This is a genomic window from Amycolatopsis sp. BJA-103 (genome assembly GCF_002849735.1).
Classification (GTDB): Bacteria; Actinomycetota; Actinomycetes; order Mycobacteriales; family Pseudonocardiaceae; genus Amycolatopsis.
The window spans coordinates 6479117-6495768 of sequence record NZ_CP017780.1 but is presented as its reverse complement, the minus strand read 5'-3'; the positions used below and the strand labels follow the sequence as shown (position 1 = coordinate 6495768).

The window sequence follows — 16652 nt, the reverse complement described above, 5'->3', positions numbered from 1 at the left end:
CGGCAGGGGCCGCCGTCCGGAGCGCGCCCGCCGTACGACGACGGAGGTCCGCGCCCGAACCCGGCTGCGCCGCAGCCTGGCGGCGAAACGGGCATCGGGTGCCGCGAAGGTGCTCGGCATGTCCACCACCCGCCGGGCCGCGGTGGTGGCGATCGTGGTGTGCGCGCTCGCGTTCACCATCGCCGTCCCGCTGCGCACGTACCTCAGCCAGAAGTCCGAGGTGACCGAGCAGCAGCAGCTGCAGTCCGAGCTGCAGCGGAGCGTCGCCCAGCTGGAAGGCCGCAAGGCCGAGCTGAGCGACCCCGCGCAGATCGAGGCGGAGGCGCGTAAACGCTTCGGTTTCGTGAAGCCCGGCGAGACGCCGTACATCGTGCAGCTCCCCGAGGACAAGGCGCCCGAGCAAGGGCAGCCGCAAGGCCAGCAGCCGGTGCCCGCGGGCTCCTGGTACGAGAAGCTGTGGGATCAGGTCGCGGGCGACTGAAGCTCTCCCTTTAGCCTTATGGGCGTGAACAGCACGGAAAAGTCTTCATACGACCCTGTGACCGACGCCGACCGCGAGATCATCGCGGAACAGCTCGGCCGGGTACCCCGTGCGCTGCGTGCCGTCGCCGCGCGCTGCCCGAGCGGTCACCCGTCGGTCGTGCAGACGAGCCCCCGCCTCGACGACGGCACCCCCTTCCCGACGCTCTACTACTTGACCTGCCCGAAGCTGACCTCGATGGTCGGCACGCTCGAGGCGTCCGGGCTGATGAAGGAGATGACCGACCGGCTCGCGGAGGACCCCGAGCTGGCGGCCGCCTACCAGCGGACCCACGAGAGCTACCTCGCCGAACGCGACGCCATCGATTCACTCGGGCACGAGGTCAGCGCGGGCGGGATGCCCGGACGCGTCAAATGCCTGCACGTCCACCTGGCGCACACGCTCGCCGTCGGCCCCGGGGTGAACCCGTTCGGGGACGAAACCCTCGCGCTGCTCAAAGCGAACGGCTGGCCGTCGGGTGACTGCCAGGGGTAACACCGGCCCCTGCTGTACAGATAGTTCCTCCAGGTGGGTTAATTCACCCGTTGTCGACCAACTGGTCCTCCCCTATGGGGTGAAACCGGTCACCGCATGCGGCAGGCTGTGCACCAGTTGCGGGTTGTCGGGGTGGGCAAGTAACGGATCGCCGAGTCGTGATCCGCCGGGAGGGTTCTGAGGTATGCGCGTGAGGCACGTGCCAGGCGCGGTGACCGGTGCTGTATCCATGGGCTCTCGCCTGAGACACGTACCTCGAGCCGCCCGGAGACTCTGTCTCCGGCACCGCACGATCGCCGCGGTGACCGGAGGTGTCCTCGCCATCGTCCCGGCCTGTGCCGCGGTCGTCGGTGCCGGCAGCTGGGCCGCGACGGCGAGCACGATCCATTCGGACAACGTCGCCCTCGTCGGCGGCTATGACCCGAAGAACCCGCTCGTCCACCAGATCGGCGTCGACGGCAGCCTGCCGAACGCGCCGACGCCGCTCCCGCTCCCCGCGGACGAACTCCCCAACGGTCCACTCGGCATCCCGGTCACCGCGCTCGCCGCCTACCGCAACGCCGCCGACATCCTCATCGCCGAACAGCCCGGCTGTCACATCGACTGGGCGCTGATCGCGAGTATCGGCCGGATCGAGTCCAACCACGCGCGCGGCGGCTACGTCGACGCCAAGGGCAACACCCTCGAACCGATCCTCGGCCCGCAGCTCAACGGCGCCGGCCCGTTCGCGGCCATCCCGGACACCGACGGCGGCAAGTACGACGGCGACACGGTCTGGGACCGCGCCGTCGGCCCCACGCAGTTCATCCCCTCCACCTGGAAGGGCTACGCCTCCGACGGCAACGGCGACGGCGAGTCCAATCCGAACAACATCTTCGACGCGGCGCTGGGCACCGGCCGGTACCTGTGCTCCGGTGGGCTCGATCTGTCCAAACCGGACCAGTTGCGCGCGGCCGTCTTCCGCTACAACAACTCCGACACCTACGTGAACACCGTGCTGATCTGGGCCGAGGCCTACCGCACGGGTGTGCTGCCGACGCCGGACAGCAGGGTGCCGATCGGCGCGCCGAACGCCGGGGCCGCCCCGCCGCCCGCCTCGGTGCCGCCGCCCCCGGTGCCGTCGACACCGCCCGGTTCGGTGACGCCTCCGCCGTCTTCGACCCAGCCGGGGACGAGCTCTTCTTCTTCGTCGTCGAAACCGCCGACAAGCTCGAAGCCGCCGCAGTGCCCGACTTCCACCGTGACGGAGACGGTGCCGAGTCCGACCACGAGCGCGACGACCACGGCCCCGACCACGCCGCCGACGACCTGTTCCTCGCCGACGACGACCACAACGACGACGACGGTGTCATCGAGCAGCAATGCCCCCGACCCCACCTGACCGGGGTTGTCTATCCATCCATGCCCCTGCCACCACCCTCAGGGGAGAAGCTTCGCTCCGCTGTAATCTCCAGGCATGCCTCGTGTTGCCGCGATCGACTGTGGGACCAACTCCATCCGCCTGCTCGTCGCCGAGCTGACCCCGCGTCACGACGGGACGGTCGACCTGCGCGACCTGCACCGCGAGATGCGGATCGTCCGCCTCGGCCAGGGTGTGGACGCCACCGGCAAGCTGGCCCCCGAGGCGCTCGAGCGCACCCGCAAGGCGCTGGCCGACTACGCGATCGCCGCGCGCCGCAAGGGTGTGGAGAAGGTCCGCATGGTCGCGACGTCGGCGACTCGCGACGCGAGCAACCGCGACGAGTTCTTCGCGATGACGCGCGAGGTGCTCGGAACCGAAGCCGAAGTGATCAGCGGTGACGAAGAGGCGCGGCTGTCCTTCACCGGCGCCGTCGGCGAGCAGGATCCCGACGACGGTCCCTTCGTGGTGGTCGACGTCGGCGGCGGCTCGACCGAACTCGTGGTCGGCACCTGGGACGGACGCAAGGCGGAGGTCATCGCGGCGAAGTCGGTCGACATCGGATGCGTGCGGATCACCGAACGCGCGCTGAAGTCCGACCCGCCGACCGCGGACGAGATCGCCGAAGCCCGTGAACTGGCCGCCAAGGTGCTCGCCGAGGCCTTCGACGTCGTGGACGTGTCCACCGCCAAGACCTGGATCGGTGTCGCCGGGACGGTCACGACCCTGACGGCCGTGGCGCAGGGCCTCTCGGAGTACGACTCCGAGCGCACCCACCTTTCCAAGCTCTCCCGCGCCGACATCGACCGCGTCGCCCAGTCGCTCCTCACGGCCGACCACGCGACCCGCGCCGCGAACCCGGTGATCCACCCCGGCCGGGTCGACGTGATCGGCGGCGGCTCGGTGATCGTGCAGGTGCTGGCCGAGCAGTTCGCCACGCGCAGTGGTCCCGGCGAACTGGTGATCTCCGAGCACGACATCCTCGACGGGATCGCCCTGTCGCTGGCCTGATCGCCCGGTTTTCTCTTACGTGAAGCCATTTCTTTCGGTGATCAAGTGGTGACCTCCAGTCCGGATTAGGCCGTTCGGCGCAACCCTGTTCCTACCAACGTTGTGCTCTAACCGGGTGGTCCGGCACACCGTCACACATTTGCAACGCCAACGCACTGTGATCGGCTTCACCTGTCCCATAGCGTCGTCTCACCTTCTGGGCGGTAGGGCGCGACCAGCGCTCGCCGGACTATCCGACGACGAGAGTTGGAGGGGACATGCGGGCTTCACGCGGGTTCTGGGGAGCGACGGCGGTGGTGGCCACGGCGGCCCTGCTGCTGACGGCCTGTGGAGGTGGTGGGTCCAAGGAAGACAAGGGATCCGGTGCCACCGACGCCAACGCGGCGGTTTCGGTCTACGGCACCGAGCCGGAGAACTCGCTGATCCCCGCCAACACCAACGAACTCGGCGGGTCCAAAGCCCTCAAGCCGGTCTTCTCGGCGCTGGTCGGCTACAAATCCGACACCGCCGAGCCGTACAACCTGATGGCCGAATCGATCACCACGACCGATTCCAAGGTCTTCGACATCAAGATCAAAAAGGGCTGGAAGTTCCACGACGGGACCGAGGTCAAGGCCAAGAACTTCGTCGACGCGTGGAACTACAGCGCCAACGGCAAGAACGGCATGCAGAACGCGTCCTTCTTCGAGCAGATCCAGGGCTACGACGAGATCAGCGCGAAAGAGCCCGCCGTCAAGGAGATGTCCGGGCTCAAGGTCGTGAACGACTACGAGTTCCAGGTCACCCTGAAGGGCCCGTTCTCGGTGTTCGCCACCAAGATCGGCTACCTCGCCTTCGCGCCCCTGCCGGACAAGTTCTTCGCCGACCCGGAGGCGTTCGCCAAGGCCCCGATCGGGAACGGACCGCTGAAGTTCGTTTCGCGCACGCCGAACCAGAACATGAAGCTCACGCGGTACGACGAGTACCAGGGCGAGGACAAGGTCAAGTTCAAGGACCTCGAAGTCCGCATCTACACCAGCCAGGAAACCGCGTACCAGGACCTGCTGAGCAACCGCCTCGACTTCATGGAGGCGCTCCCGCCCGCGGCGAAGGCAGGCGGGAAGTACAAGACCGACCTCGGTGACCGTCTGGTGGAAGGCAAGCTGCTCGGCATCGCCGCGCTCGCCATCCCGTACTACGTCCCGGGTTACGACAACCTCGACCTGCGCAAGGCGATCGCGCTCGCGATCGACCGCGAGCAGATCGTCAAGACCGTCATGAACGACACCTACGCGGCGGCCGACGGCTACGTGTCGCGCGGTATCGAGGGTTACCGGCCGGGCGTCTGCGAGTTCTGCAAGTTCGACCCGGTGAAGGCCAAGGAGTACTGGGCGAAGTCCGGGTACACCGGCAAGCTGACCATCGCGTCGAACGCCGACGGCGGCCGTAAGGAGCCGCTGGTCGCGGCGTGCAACAGCATCAAGAACGCGCTCGGCGTCGAATGCGACTTCGTCCCGGCGACCGACTTCGGCCAGTGGCGCAGCATCGTCAACGGCCGGAAGCTGACCGGGATGGGCCGTTCCGACTGGTCGGCCGACTACCCGTCGATCGAGAACTACCTGAACCCGCGCTACAAGAGCACCGGTTCGTCGAACGACTCGACGTACAACAGCCCGGCCGTCGACGCGCTGCTGAAGCAGGCGGACCAGACCGCCGACAAGGCGGCCGCGATCAAGCTGTACCAGCAGGCGGAGGACCAGATCGCGAAGGATCTGCCGCAGATCCCCGTGTGGGAGGAGAAGGGCGTCGGCGGCAAGTCGAACCGGCTCAAGGTCGCGAAGCTCGACTACGGCCGTCTCGCGGACTACTCGTCCATCGAGGTCGCCGCGAAGTAACCGTGTGGTCGTGCCGGCCGGGAGTGGCGGATCACCGCTCCCGGCCGGCCGGAACCCCAGCTCCCACCACGCGATCTCCAGGACGGCACGCCCATGTCCCAGTACATCCTCCGTCGACTGCTCCAGCTCATCCCGGTCTTCTTCGGCACCACTTTCCTCATCTACGCGCTCGTGTGGGCGGTACCCGGTGACCCGTTCGCCGGCAAATGCGGTCAGGTCGCCTGCCCGCCCGCCTACATCGAGATGATGACCGCGAAGTTCAACCTCGACGATTCGATCTTCGTCCAGTACTTCAAATACCTCGGGAACCTGTTCACCGGTGACTGGGGCGAGACCTTCAACGGCGTCTCGGTCGGCGAGCTGATCGGGAACGCCTATCCGGTGACCGTGCGGCTCGCGCTGATCGCGGTGGCCATCGAGGCGATCATCGGGCTCTCCGCCGGCATCCTGACCGGCCTGCGCGGCAAGGGTTTCCTCGACAACCTCGTGCTGATGTCCACCACGTTCCTGATCTCGATCCCGGTGTTCGTCACCGCGATCGTGCTGCAGATCATCCTGGGTTCGGAACTGGGCCTCATCGAGGCGAGCGTGTCCGAGGACGCCACGGTCGGCGAACTGATCGTGCCGGGAATCGCGCTGGGCAGCCTGTCCATGGCCTATATCGCCCGGCTGATGAGAACGAGTATCGCGGAGAACCGGCACGCCGACTACGTCCGCACGGCCGTCGCGAAAGGACAGCCGCGCAGCCGCGTCGTCGGTGTTCACCTGCTCCGGAACTCGGTGATCCCGGTGCTGACCTTCATCGGCACCGACATCGGCGCGCTCATGGGCGGGGCCATCGTCACCGAAGGCGTGTTCAACATCAACGGCATCGGCGGGCTCATCTTCCGCGGTATCCAGAACCGGGAGGGCGCCACCGTCACCGGCGTCGTCGTCCTGCTGGTGATGGTCTATCTGCTGGTGAGTCTCACCGTCGACCTGCTCTATGCCGTTCTCGACCCGAGGATCCGTTATGACTGACCCGAACGTGGCCGGCGGCGTGTCCTCCGTGGACGTCGCCGCCGCCGGTGTCGCCGACGATTCCGCGGTGGCGCACAAGCCGCGCAGTCTCGGCGGCGACGCCTGGCGGTCCCTGCGCCGCAAGCCGTCCTTCGTCATTTCCGCCGTCATCATCGCGTTCGTCGTGCTCGTCGCGATCGCTCCCGACCTGTTCAGTTCGCGTGCGGCCGGGTTCAGCGATCTGACCCACGCCAACGAAGGGCCGTCCGCGGACGCCTGGTTCGGCTACGACAACCAGGGCTACGACGTCTACGCGCGGACCATCCACGGTGCGCGGGCGTCGTTGCTGGTCGGTGTCTTCGCGACCGTGCTGACGATCCTGATCGGCTCGATCGTCGGGATCGTCGCCGGGTACTACGGCCGTCTCGTCGACAGCCTGTTCTCCCGGATCGGCGACATCTTCGCGGCGTTGCCGTTCGTGCTCGGCGCCATCGTCATCCTGACCACGTTCAACGCGCCCGGCACGAACCCCGGCGCGGTCACCATCATCGTGCAGGTGGTCGTGTCGATCGCGGCGCTGAGCTGGCCGGTCGCGATGCGCATCATGCGGTCGGCGACGCTGGTGGCCAAGCAACTCGACTACGTCAAGGCCGCGCGCGGGCTCGGCGCGAGCACCCCGCGCATCGTGTTCCGGCACCTGCTGCCCAACACGGTCGCCCCGGTGCTGGTCTACGGGACCATCGCGCTCGGCGCGTTCATCGGCGCGGAGGCGACACTGGCCTACCTCGGTGTCGGCGTGCGGCCACCGGTCGTTTCGTGGGGTGTGATGATCAGCGACGCGCGGGACTACTTCCGGGTGAATCCGCACATGTTGCTGTTCCCCGCCGGGTTCGTCACCGTCACCGTGCTCGCGTTCGTCATGCTCGGTGACGGGATCCGCGACGCGCTCGACCCGAAGGCCCGGTGATCGGCTTGTCCTCCACTGAAAACGAACTGCTCCTCGAAGTCGAGGACCTCCACGTCGAGTTCCGGACTTCGGACGGCGTCGCGACGGTGCTCAACGGCGTCGACTATTCCGTGCACGCCGGGGAAACCCTTGCCGTGCTGGGAGAATCGGGTTCGGGCAAGAGCGTCACCGCCCAGACGGTGATGGGCATCCTCGACAGTCCGCCCGCCGTCGTCACCGGCGGCGCCGTCCGCTACCGCGGCGAGGATCTGCTCACCGCCACCGAAGAGCGGCGGCGTGAAGTGCGGGGCGGGGAGATCGCGATGATCTTCCAGGACGCGCTCTCCGCGCTGAATCCCGTCTTCACCGTGGGATTCCAGATCGAGGAACAGCTGCGGGTCCGGCTCGGGATGTCCAAAAAGGACGCGCGCAAGCGGGCGATCGAACTGCTCGACACCGTGCGCATCCCGGCCGCCGCCCGGCGGATCCGCGAGTATCCGCACCAGTTCTCGGGTGGGATGCGGCAGCGCGCGATGATCGCCATGTCGCTCGCGCTCGACCCCGATCTGCTGATCGCGGACGAGCCGACGACCGCGCTCGACGTCACCGTGCAGGCCCAGATCATGGACCTGCTGGCGGAGATCCAGGCCGAACGGCGGATGGGGCTGATCCTGATCACCCACGACCTGGCGGTGGTCGCCGAGGTCGCCGACCGGATCGCGGTGATGTACGCGGGCCGGATCGTCGAACAGGCCGACGTCGCCGAACTGTTCCGCTCGCCGGGGCATCCCTACACCGAGGCGCTGATGGCCTCGCTGCCGCGGCTCGACCTCAAAGGACAGACGCTGGAGACCATCAAGGGCCTGCCGCCGAGCCTGCTGAACGTCCCGCCCGGCTGCCCGTTCCATCCGCGCTGTCCCCGGGCGGAGAGCCGGTGCGAGTCCGAACGGCCCGCCCTGCACAGCCTCGGCTTCGGCCGGGTCAGCGCCTGCCACTTCGCCGACGAGGTGGTGAGCGGCCGTGTCTGAGCCCATTCTGCGCGTCGAAAACCTGGTGAAGTACTTCCCGGTGCGAGCCGGGGTCCTCTTCAAACGCACGATCGGCCACGTGAAGGCTGTCGACGGGGTTTCCTTCGATCTCATGCCGGGGGAAACCCTTGGTGTGGTGGGAGAATCCGGCTGCGGTAAGTCCACTTTGGCCCAGGTGCTGATGCGGCTGGAGGAACCCACGGGCGGGCTCGCGACCTTCGAAGGCCGTGACATCTTCGCGTTGCGGGGAGCCGAACTCAGGAAGCTGCGGCGCGAGATCCAGATCGTGCTGCAGGATCCGTACACCTCGCTGAACCCGAGGATGACCGTCGGCGACATCATCGGCGAGCCTTTCGAGATCCACACCGAGGTGGCGCCGAAGGGTTCGCGGGCGGCGAAGGTGCGGGAGCTGCTCGACGTCGTCGGGCTGAATCCCGAGCACATCAACCGCTATCCGCACCAATTCTCCGGCGGGCAACGTCAGCGCATCGGGATCGCGCGGGCGCTGGCCTTGCGGCCGAAGGTCATCATCTGTGACGAGCCGGTTTCCGCGCTGGACGTTTCGATCCAGGCGCAGGTGATGAACCTGCTCGGTGAATTGCAGAAGGAATTCGGCCTTTCCTATGTGTTCATCGCACACGACCTGTCCGTGGTGCGTCACCTTTCCACGCGGGTCGCGGTGATGTATCTCGGGAAGATCGTGGAAATGGGGACTGAAGAGGAGATCTACGAGCATCCGTCGCATCCCTATACGCAGGCGCTGCTGTCCGCGGTGCCGGTCGCGGATCCCACGTTGCGAGGGCAGCGGCAGGTGATCCGTCTGGAGGGTGACGTGCCGAGCCCGTTGGACCCGCCGTCGGGCTGCCGGTTCCGTACCCGCTGCTGGAAGGCGCAGGACCTTTGCGCGGATCAGGAACCCGAACTGATCACGCGGACCGGTGGGCATTTGTCCGCCTGTCATTTCGCGGAGGAAAAAACTGTCGTCCCCTGACTTTGGTAGGGACTTCGTTGATCGTGTGAGATCACTGACGTAGTTTTCATGAATCGTTTTCTTCAGGAGGCAGGAAATGAAAAGATCCAGATCTCTTGTCGTCGCGCTCGCGGTGCCGCTGTTCGGCGCTATCGTCGCGGCTCCGGTGGCGTCCGCGCAGCCGCAGCTTTCCGGTGCGGCGACCGAATTCTCCGTTCTGGCCCGTGAAGGCCAGAGCGTCGCGTCGGTGGAAAAGGCGATCCGCGCCGCCGGTGGCACCGTCGTGACCAGCAACGCCGCCGTCGGCCTGATCACCGCGTCGGCGCCCGCCAACGGGTTCGCCGAGCGGGTCTCCGCCGATCGCTCCGTTTTCGGCGCGGCCAAAGCGAAGCCGATCGGCACCGCGCCGAAGAACGGCAAGGCGAAGGTCAAGCCGAACGTCGTCGAGAAGGAGAGCCGCGGCGCCGCGTCGGCCAAGAAGCCCGCGAAGCCGAAGGCCGTCGGCATGGACCCCCTCGACGATCAGCTCTGGGGTCTCCAGTCCGTCCGTTCCGACCTCTCGCGCACCAAGCAGCCGGGCGACAAGCGGGTGAAGGTCGGCATCATCGACACCGGTGTCGACGCGAGCCACCCGGACATCGCGCCGAACTTCGACCTCGCCGCGTCGCGGAACTTCACGAAGGACATCGTCGCCGACGTGAACGGCGCCGTCGTCGATGGTCCGTGTGAGTTCCGCAGCTGCAAGGACCCGGCGGACCACGACGACAACGGGCACGGCACGCACGTCGCCGGAACCATCGGCGCCGCCGCGAACGGCTTCGGCGTCTCGGGTGTCGCGCCGAACGTGACGCTGGTGAACATCCGCGCCGGCCAGGACTCGGGCTTCTTCTTCCTGCAGTCGACCGTGGACGCGATCACCTACGCGGGCGACGCCGGCGTGGACGTCGTCAACATGAGCTTCTACACGGATCCTTGGCTGTACAACTGCTCCGCGAACGCCGCGGACACCCCCGCGCAGCAGGCCGAGCAGCGCACCATCATCGAGGCGACGACCCGTGCGCTGAACTACGCGTACCGCAAGGGCGTCACGCAGGTCGTCTCGCTGGGCAACCAGCACAGCGACCTCGCCGCCCCGCAGCCGGACGCGTCGAGCCCGGGCTACCCGTCGGGCAGCACGCACTCGCGGCAGATCGACAACGCGAGCTGCCTCTCGCTGCCCATCGAAGGCCCGCACACGATCGGCGTCTCGTCCTTCGGCCCGTCGCAGGCGAAGGCGGACTACTCGAACTACGGCGTCGAGCAGATCTCGGTCTCCGCGCCCGGCGGATACTTCCGTGACTACTTCGGCACCCCGTGGTACCGCACGGTCGAGAACCAGATCCTCTCGACCTACCCGCGCAACGTCGGCGTCGCGGAAGGCAACATCGACGCGGCCGGGAACATCACGCCCGACGGTGTCACCGCCGGAGTTCAGAAGGCGACCGCCGCCGACGGCCGCGTCGGCTACTACCAGTGGCTGCAGGGGACGTCGATGGCGTCGCCGCACGCGACCGGTGTCGCGGCGCTCATCGTTTCGCAGTACGGCAAGGGTTCCCGCGACTTCGGGATGAACCCGGACGCGGTGCAGCGGGTGCTCGAGGGCACGGCTTCGGACATCGCCTGCCCGGTGCCGCGGACCGTCGACTACCTGAAGGAAGGCCGGGACGCGTCGTTCACCGCCACCTGCACGGGTGACGCTTCGTTCAACGGTTTCTATGGCCATGGTGCGGTTGACGCCTGGTCGGCTGTGACCCGCGGTTCCCAGTACCTGCGGGGCTGACCTCTCGCTCCTGGGTACCGCTCCTGTAGTGCTATGAAGGGGACTTTCATTGCAAAATTTGCAATGAAAGTCCCCTTCATTGCGTGACGGCCTGTCTAGGCTGCACGGGCCGGCCGCACTACCGTCACGTCCGGGCGTGGCCGAGACGCGGCTGCTCGGAAGGCCGCCTGGAGTTCAGCGACGACCTTGGCGGGTTCGTCGAGCAGTCGTGAGGGCAGTGTCTGGACGACCACGATCCCTGCGGCGGCATATCTGTTGTTGCGATGAAGGGTCTTCGCGAACCCGGTCTTGCCGAAGTGGAACGACCAGGAATCGATCTCCCAGGCCATGCCCACTCGGTCGCACCAGTTGTCCGGCATCGCGATGTAGTTGCCCTGGGAGTCATAGGTCTTGACGTTCTGTTCGGCGGGAGGCAGTTTGGCCTCCTTCCACAAGGACAGCGCCGTGGCTTCCGGGACGGACTTCACTCCTAGGTCGATCTCCCGGAGGACTGCTCGTGGAAGGGCTGTACCTCGCTTGCTGCCGGACTCGAGTTCGTTTTGCAACTCCCTCAGCGTGGAAAGCCCACTTTCGACGGCTTCGATCAGGAGCGCCCTGACCGGATCTGCCTCCCGAAGACGTCGGACCCCATCAATGACCGCGCGGGCAGGCGGAGCCAGAGGAACTCCTTCGAGTACCCACGGGCGCGGGAAATGGATCGTTCGTTCGACGATGGTGAACTTGGCGCTCTTGATCTGATGACGTTGGGGGATCAGTACATGGACGGAGCCGCTCTCGGGGATCTGTCTGAGCCCGTGGCGTCGTGCTGCCTCGAACCCCGTCACTATTCCGAGGCCGTCTGCGTGCATCAGTGCAGCTTCGACCCGTTGCCTTGCTGTCGGAACGGTTCTGGACAACAGCACAATGCCTGGTAGGAGGTGTGTCCATCGCCCGCCAGGCTGGCATCTTCGATATGACGTGCTCTGCGGTACTCCCAAGGCTTCGAGCGTCGCCACCTGGATGACGCCCTTCTTGCTGTGCTCTCGTAGGGACGAATCAAGGGATACTGCTCTGTTCAGGTGCATACGCTCATCATGAAGAGACTGTCCGACGAAACTCGCGACAGTCGTGCAATGAAGGGGACTTTCATTGCGAAAAGTGCAATGAAAGTCCCCTTCATTGCACTTGAGGCAGTTGGCCTGAGCGCGCGTGGGGGAGGGGTTAGCGGGCTGAGGCGGCCTTCACGAACTTGGCCAGGTCCTTCGACTGCTGGACCCGCGAAGCCTCGTGCACGTACATCATGTGCCCGGCCGGGTAGTAGGCCGTGTCGATGTTTTCCCGGAGTTCCTCGGGGATCTGCAGTTGCGCGAGGACGTGCTCCGAAGCGAAGTAAGGAGTCGCGCCGTCGTAGTGACCGAAGGCGACGTGCACGCGAAGGTGCGGGTTCATCCGCATGGCCGTCGCGAGAGAGTCCACAGAGGACACGGAGCGGCCCTCGAAGTCGGAGTACGACCAGGCCTTGAAGACGTCCGTCGAAAGGACCTCGTACGGCAGGTCGTTCTCGTAGCCGAGTTCGGCGCGCACGTAGTGGTTGAGCCCGGCCGAGTAGGCGCCGATGATCCGCGAGATCGACGGGTCGTCGCTCATGTGCTCGCGGCCGCCGTCCGGCTCCCAGGTGGTGAACCGGCCGTCCATCCTGCCGACGACGAGCCCCTTGTTCCTCAGCAGTTCGGTGAAGTACCGGACGTGCTCGATCCGCAGGTTCACCCGGTCCACATAGGACTCGCTCAGTCCGGTCAGCGAAGCGAGTGTCGCGACGGCCTCGGCGCGGTCCTGTGTGGACAGACGTGCGCCGCGGGCGAGGGCCCAGGGGAGTTCCTTGGCCGCGAAGTCCTCGGCGTCCGCGAGGACGTCGTCGAGCGGGCGTTCGCCGTGCAGGCCGTGGTAGTGCGCGATCGCCGCGTACGTCGGCACGTAGAGCGAATACGGCAGGTCGTTGCCTTCGGTGAACCGCAGGGTGCCCAGATCCAGGACGGACGAGATCAGCAGGAGCCCGTTCAGGTACATCCCGTGACGTTCCTGCAGGTGCGCCGCCAGCCCGGCCGCGCGGAGCGTGCCGTACGACTCGCCCGCGAGGAACTTCGGCGAGAGCCAGCGCTGCTTGCGCGAGACCCACAGCCGGATGACCTCGCCGATGGACTCGATGTCGGCCGTGTACCCGTGGTAGTCCTTGGCCTTCTCGCCGTCCACGGCGCGCGAGTAGCCGGTCGACACCGGGTCGATGAACACCAGGTCGCTGTGCGCGAGCAGGGTTTCCTGGTTGTCGGTCAGCCCGTATGGCGGCGCCGCCGGGTCGTCGACGTCGCCGGACAGCACGCGGCGCGGGCCGAGGAGGCCCAGGTGGAGCCAGATGCTCGCGGAGCCGGGGCCGCCGTTGAAGGCGAACGTGACCGGGCGCGAGCCGGGCTCGGCGTCGTCGAGCGTGTACGAGGTCACGAACACTTCGGCCTTGGCCTGGTGGCCTTCGGACTTGCCGTCGGTGGTGACCTCCTTCCGCAGCACGATCCGCCCGGTCTGGGCCGTATACGCGAGCTTCTTGCGCTTGAGCGTCAGGGTGTGCTTCGTGGTGACCAGGTCGTCGATGGGTTCGACCTTGGCTTCCACCGACGGGGTGTCCTTCTCGTCGGTGGCCTTTTCCTCGGGATTGGTGTCCGGCATGCCTCCAACCTACTGGCACTCTGTACGGGTGGACATCGTCTCTGCGCATGATCGGCCGAATACGGTCGCCGAAGCGATCGGGATCCAGGAAGCCCTGCGTGGCCTGGTCGATCCCGAGGATCGATGTCCACAAGAGATCGTCACGGTCACCGGGCTGGACGTCGCCTACGACGAGGGCAGCGGCCTCATCGCCGCCGCGGCGGTCACGCTCGAGACCTCCGGATTCAGCGTCGTGGAACAGTGGACCGTCGTCTCCGAGGTCTCGTTCCCCTACGAACCGGGCCTTTTCGCCTTCCGTGAGCTGCCGCCGCTGCTCGAAGCCCTGCGCGCGCTCGACCACACGCCGGACCTCCTGGTCTGCGACGGGCACGGCCTGGCTCACCCGCGCCGGTTCGGGCTGGCGTGCCACCTGGGCGTCGTGACCGGCTTGCCCACCCTCGGCGTCGGCAAGACCCGCTTCATCGGGGAGCACGGCGAGCCGGGCCGGGAGCGCGGCGCCAAGGAACCCCTCGTGGACGACGGCGAGGTCGTCGGCATGGTCTTGCGCACCCAGGACGGCGTGAAGCCCGTTTACGTCTCCATCGGCCACAAGATCTCCCTGGACAACGCGTGCCGCCAGGTGTTGCGGTTGTCGCCCGCGTTCCGTCAGCCGGAGACGACCCGGCACGCCGACCGCCTCGCCCGAGACGCGTTGAAGGAGGCGTTATGAGGTTCCGCTCCATCGCCGAACTCGACGCCGAGGTCGTCGGCTGCCGCGCCTGCCCGCGGCTGGTCGCGTGGCGCGAGGAGATAGCCGTGGTCAAACGCGCGGCCTTCGCGAACGAGACCTATTGGGCCCGGCCGGTGCCCGGCTTCGGGCCGCCGGACGCGTCGCTGGCGATCGTCGGCCTCGCCCCCTCGGCGCATGGTGCAAACCGGACCGGCCGGATGTTCACCGGCGACCCCTCCGGTGACGTCCTGTTCAAGGCTCTTCACCGGGTCGGCGTCGCCTCGCAGCCGACGTCGACCCATCCGGGTGACGGTCTCGAACTGAGGGGCACCCGGATGGTCGCCCCGGTGAGATGCGCGCCACCCGCGAACAAGCCCGAACCTGAGGAACGGGACAACTGCCGTCCGTGGCTCGCGGACGAGCTCGCGTTGCTGAAACCGACGCTGAAGGCCGTCGTGGTCCTCGGCGCGTTCGGGTGGCAGGCGCTGCTGCCGGTGCTCGCCGAGGCGGGCTGGCCGGTGCCCGCGCCACGCCCGAAATTCGGCCACGGGACCGAGGTGCGGCTCGGCGACCTGCGCCTCTTCGGCTGCTACCACGTGTCGCAGCGCAATGTCCAGACCGGGAGGCTGACCCTTGACATGGTGTGCGACGTCATGGCCTCCGCGACCTCGGCGGCGGGCCTGAACTGAATCGGTGCGGAAACCGTGGCGACGCTGGTCACAGCGGGATGGGGTACACGAGCGATCTCAGCGCATGGGTGCGACTATAGAAATATGGCTGGTGTTAAGTCGGAACCGACACGGATCCTCGTCCTTGGTGGTGGGTACGTCGGGCTCTACACGGCGTACGGGCTCCAGAAGATGCTCCGGGCCAACGAAGCGTCCGTGACGGTCGTTGATCCGCAGCCGCACATGACCTATGCCCCCTTCCTGCCCGAGGCGGCGGCCGGTGCGATCGAACCGCGGCACGTGGTCGTGCCGCTGAGGCGCGTGCTCAAGCGCTGCCACGTGCTCACCGCGCGCGTGACGAAGATCGAGCACGAGCGCAAGGCCGTCACGGTCGAGGCCGCCGACGGGCACGTCGAGCAGTTGAACTACGACGTTCTCGTCGTGGCGCTCGGTGCCGTCGCGCGCATCCTGCCGATCCCGGGCCTGGTCGAGGAAGGCATCGCCTTCAAGACCATCGGCGAGGCGATCTACCTGCGCAACCACGTCATGACGAAGCTGGACGAGGCCGCCAGCACGCTCGACCCCGAGCAGCGCAAGCGCCTGTTGACGTTCACCGTCGTCGGCGGCGGGTTCGCCGGTATCGAGGCGCTCGCCGAACTCGAGGACATGACCCGCTTCGCGGTGGAGAACTACTACCCGAACCTCAAGGTCGACGACATCCGCTGGGTGCTCGTCGAGGCGGCCGGGCGGATCCTCCCCGAGGTGCGCGAGACGCTCGGTGTGTACACCGTCGAGCAGCTCGAGAAGCGCGGCATCGAGGTCTATTTGTCGACAGCGGCGAAGTCGTTCGAGAACGGCCACGTCGTGCTTTCGGACGGCACCGAATTCGACACCGACACGATCATCTGGACAGCCGGTGTGAAGGCGAACCCGGTGCTCGCGAGCTCGGACCTGCCGCTGGACAAGCGCGGCCGCGTCGAGGCCACCGCCGCGATGCAGGTCGTCGGGCACCCCGACGTCTGGACCGCCGGTGACAACGCCGCCGTGCCGGACCTCTCGCGGACCGAGCAGGACCCGACGGCGACCTGCCCGCCGAACGCGCAGCACGCCGTTCGCCAGGCGCGCCTGCTGGCGAAGAACATCATCAAGGTGATCCGCGGCGGCAAGCCGAAGGACTACTACCACAAGAACCTGGGCGCGGTGGCCAGCCTCGGCCTGCACAAGGGTGTCGCCGACGCGCTGAACCTGAAGATCAAGGGCTTCCCGGCCTGGCTCTTCCACCGCGCGTACCACCTCAAGGCGATGCCGACGTGGAACCGCAAGATCCGCATCCTGTTCGACTGGATGCTCGGTGGCCTGTTCCGGCGCGAGGTCATCTCGCTCGGCCAGATCAACAACCCGCGCGAAGAGTTCGACAGGCTGTCGAAGTCCTGAGCTCGTAGCTCCGTGAAGGCCTCCTTCCCTACTCTCAAGGTAGGGAAGGAGGCCTTCACGGCGTTCAGGGTGTGCCAGGCGAA

The 16652-nt window shown here is 67.0% G+C and carries 15 protein-coding genes; 13 read left to right on the top strand and 2 right to left on the bottom strand.

Features of this window, described 5'->3' with window-relative positions; genetic code table 11:
• Nucleotides 1–118: 118 nt before the first annotated feature.
• The 10 genes from BKN51_RS28605 (at nucleotide 119) to BKN51_RS28560 (ending at nucleotide 11061) form a co-directional block, all read left to right on the top strand.
• On the top strand, nucleotides 119–481 hold the full coding sequence (locus BKN51_RS28605) for an FtsB family cell division protein (RefSeq protein WP_101610591.1): 363 nt from the start codon (nucleotides 119–121) through the stop codon (nucleotides 479–481).
• 18 nt (nucleotides 482–499) lie between these two features.
• Complete coding sequence (locus tag BKN51_RS28600) at nucleotides 500–1015, top strand: DUF501 domain-containing protein (protein ID WP_369862179.1); 516 nt, start codon at nucleotides 500–502, stop codon at nucleotides 1013–1015.
• Nucleotides 1016–1199: 184 nt separating this feature from the next.
• The gene (locus BKN51_RS28595; RefSeq protein WP_101610590.1) at nucleotides 1200–2396 is read left to right on the top strand and encodes a lytic transglycosylase domain-containing protein; all 1197 of its coding nucleotides are present in this window, start codon (nucleotides 1200–1202) and stop codon (nucleotides 2394–2396) included.
• A gap of 75 nt (nucleotides 2397–2471) precedes the next feature.
• Nucleotides 2472–3425: a Ppx/GppA phosphatase family protein gene (locus BKN51_RS28590; protein WP_101610589.1), complete on the top strand. Its 954-nt coding sequence runs from the start codon at nucleotides 2472–2474 to the stop codon at nucleotides 3423–3425.
• Nucleotides 3426–3682: 257 nt separating this feature from the next.
• Nucleotides 3683–5299, top strand: coding sequence for a peptide ABC transporter substrate-binding protein (locus BKN51_RS28585; protein WP_101610588.1), 1617 nt, complete (start codon nucleotides 3683–3685; stop codon nucleotides 5297–5299).
• 93 nt (nucleotides 5300–5392) lie between these two features.
• Entirely contained in the window at nucleotides 5393–6319 is a 927-nt protein-coding gene (locus tag BKN51_RS28580; RefSeq protein WP_101610587.1) for an ABC transporter permease, read from the top strand.
• Nucleotides 6312–7265 (top strand): ABC transporter permease, encoded by a 954-nt coding sequence (locus tag BKN51_RS28575; RefSeq protein ID WP_101610586.1) that lies wholly within the window; start codon nucleotides 6312–6314, stop codon nucleotides 7263–7265. The genes BKN51_RS28580 and BKN51_RS28575 overlap by 8 nt, the downstream gene beginning before the upstream one ends.
• Nucleotides 7266–7270: 5 nt before the next feature.
• Nucleotides 7271–8272 (top strand): ABC transporter ATP-binding protein, encoded by a 1002-nt coding sequence (locus tag BKN51_RS28570; protein ID WP_101613508.1) that lies wholly within the window; start codon nucleotides 7271–7273, stop codon nucleotides 8270–8272.
• Complete coding sequence (locus tag BKN51_RS28565; protein ID WP_101610585.1) at nucleotides 8265–9263, top strand: ABC transporter ATP-binding protein; 999 nt, start codon at nucleotides 8265–8267, stop codon at nucleotides 9261–9263. The genes BKN51_RS28570 and BKN51_RS28565 overlap by 8 nt, the downstream gene beginning before the upstream one ends.
• Nucleotides 9264–9339: 76 nt before the next feature.
• Nucleotides 9340–11061, top strand: a complete 1722-nt coding sequence (locus BKN51_RS28560) for a S8 family serine peptidase (RefSeq protein WP_101610584.1) — start codon at nucleotides 9340–9342, stop codon at nucleotides 11059–11061.
• Between the two features lie 95 nt (nucleotides 11062–11156).
• Here BKN51_RS28560 and BKN51_RS28555 read toward each other — a convergent pair whose 3' ends face one another.
• Together BKN51_RS28555 and BKN51_RS28550 are read right to left on the bottom strand one after the other, a co-directional pair.
• Nucleotides 11157–11909 (bottom strand): hypothetical protein, encoded by a 753-nt coding sequence (locus BKN51_RS28555; protein WP_233222961.1) that lies wholly within the window; start codon nucleotides 11907–11909, stop codon nucleotides 11157–11159.
• Between the two features lie 352 nt (nucleotides 11910–12261).
• Nucleotides 12262–13758: a S10 family peptidase gene (locus tag BKN51_RS28550; protein WP_101610582.1), complete on the bottom strand. Its 1497-nt coding sequence runs from the start codon at nucleotides 13756–13758 to the stop codon at nucleotides 12262–12264.
• A 28-nt stretch (nucleotides 13759–13786) separates the two neighbouring features.
• Between BKN51_RS28550 and BKN51_RS28545 the strand changes: the two genes are divergently transcribed.
• From BKN51_RS28545 to BKN51_RS28535, 3 genes are all read left to right on the top strand, one after another.
• The gene (locus BKN51_RS28545) at nucleotides 13787–14467 is read left to right on the top strand and encodes an endonuclease V (RefSeq protein WP_101610581.1); all 681 of its coding nucleotides are present in this window, start codon (nucleotides 13787–13789) and stop codon (nucleotides 14465–14467) included.
• Nucleotides 14464–15156 (top strand): uracil-DNA glycosylase, encoded by a 693-nt coding sequence (locus BKN51_RS28540; protein ID WP_101610580.1) that lies wholly within the window; start codon nucleotides 14464–14466, stop codon nucleotides 15154–15156. Before BKN51_RS28545 ends, BKN51_RS28540 begins: the two co-directional genes overlap by 4 nt.
• Before the next feature lie 84 nt (nucleotides 15157–15240).
• On the top strand, nucleotides 15241–16569 hold the full coding sequence (locus BKN51_RS28535; RefSeq protein ID WP_101610579.1) for an NAD(P)/FAD-dependent oxidoreductase: 1329 nt from the start codon (nucleotides 15241–15243) through the stop codon (nucleotides 16567–16569).
• Nucleotides 16570–16652: the final 83 nt, after the last annotated feature.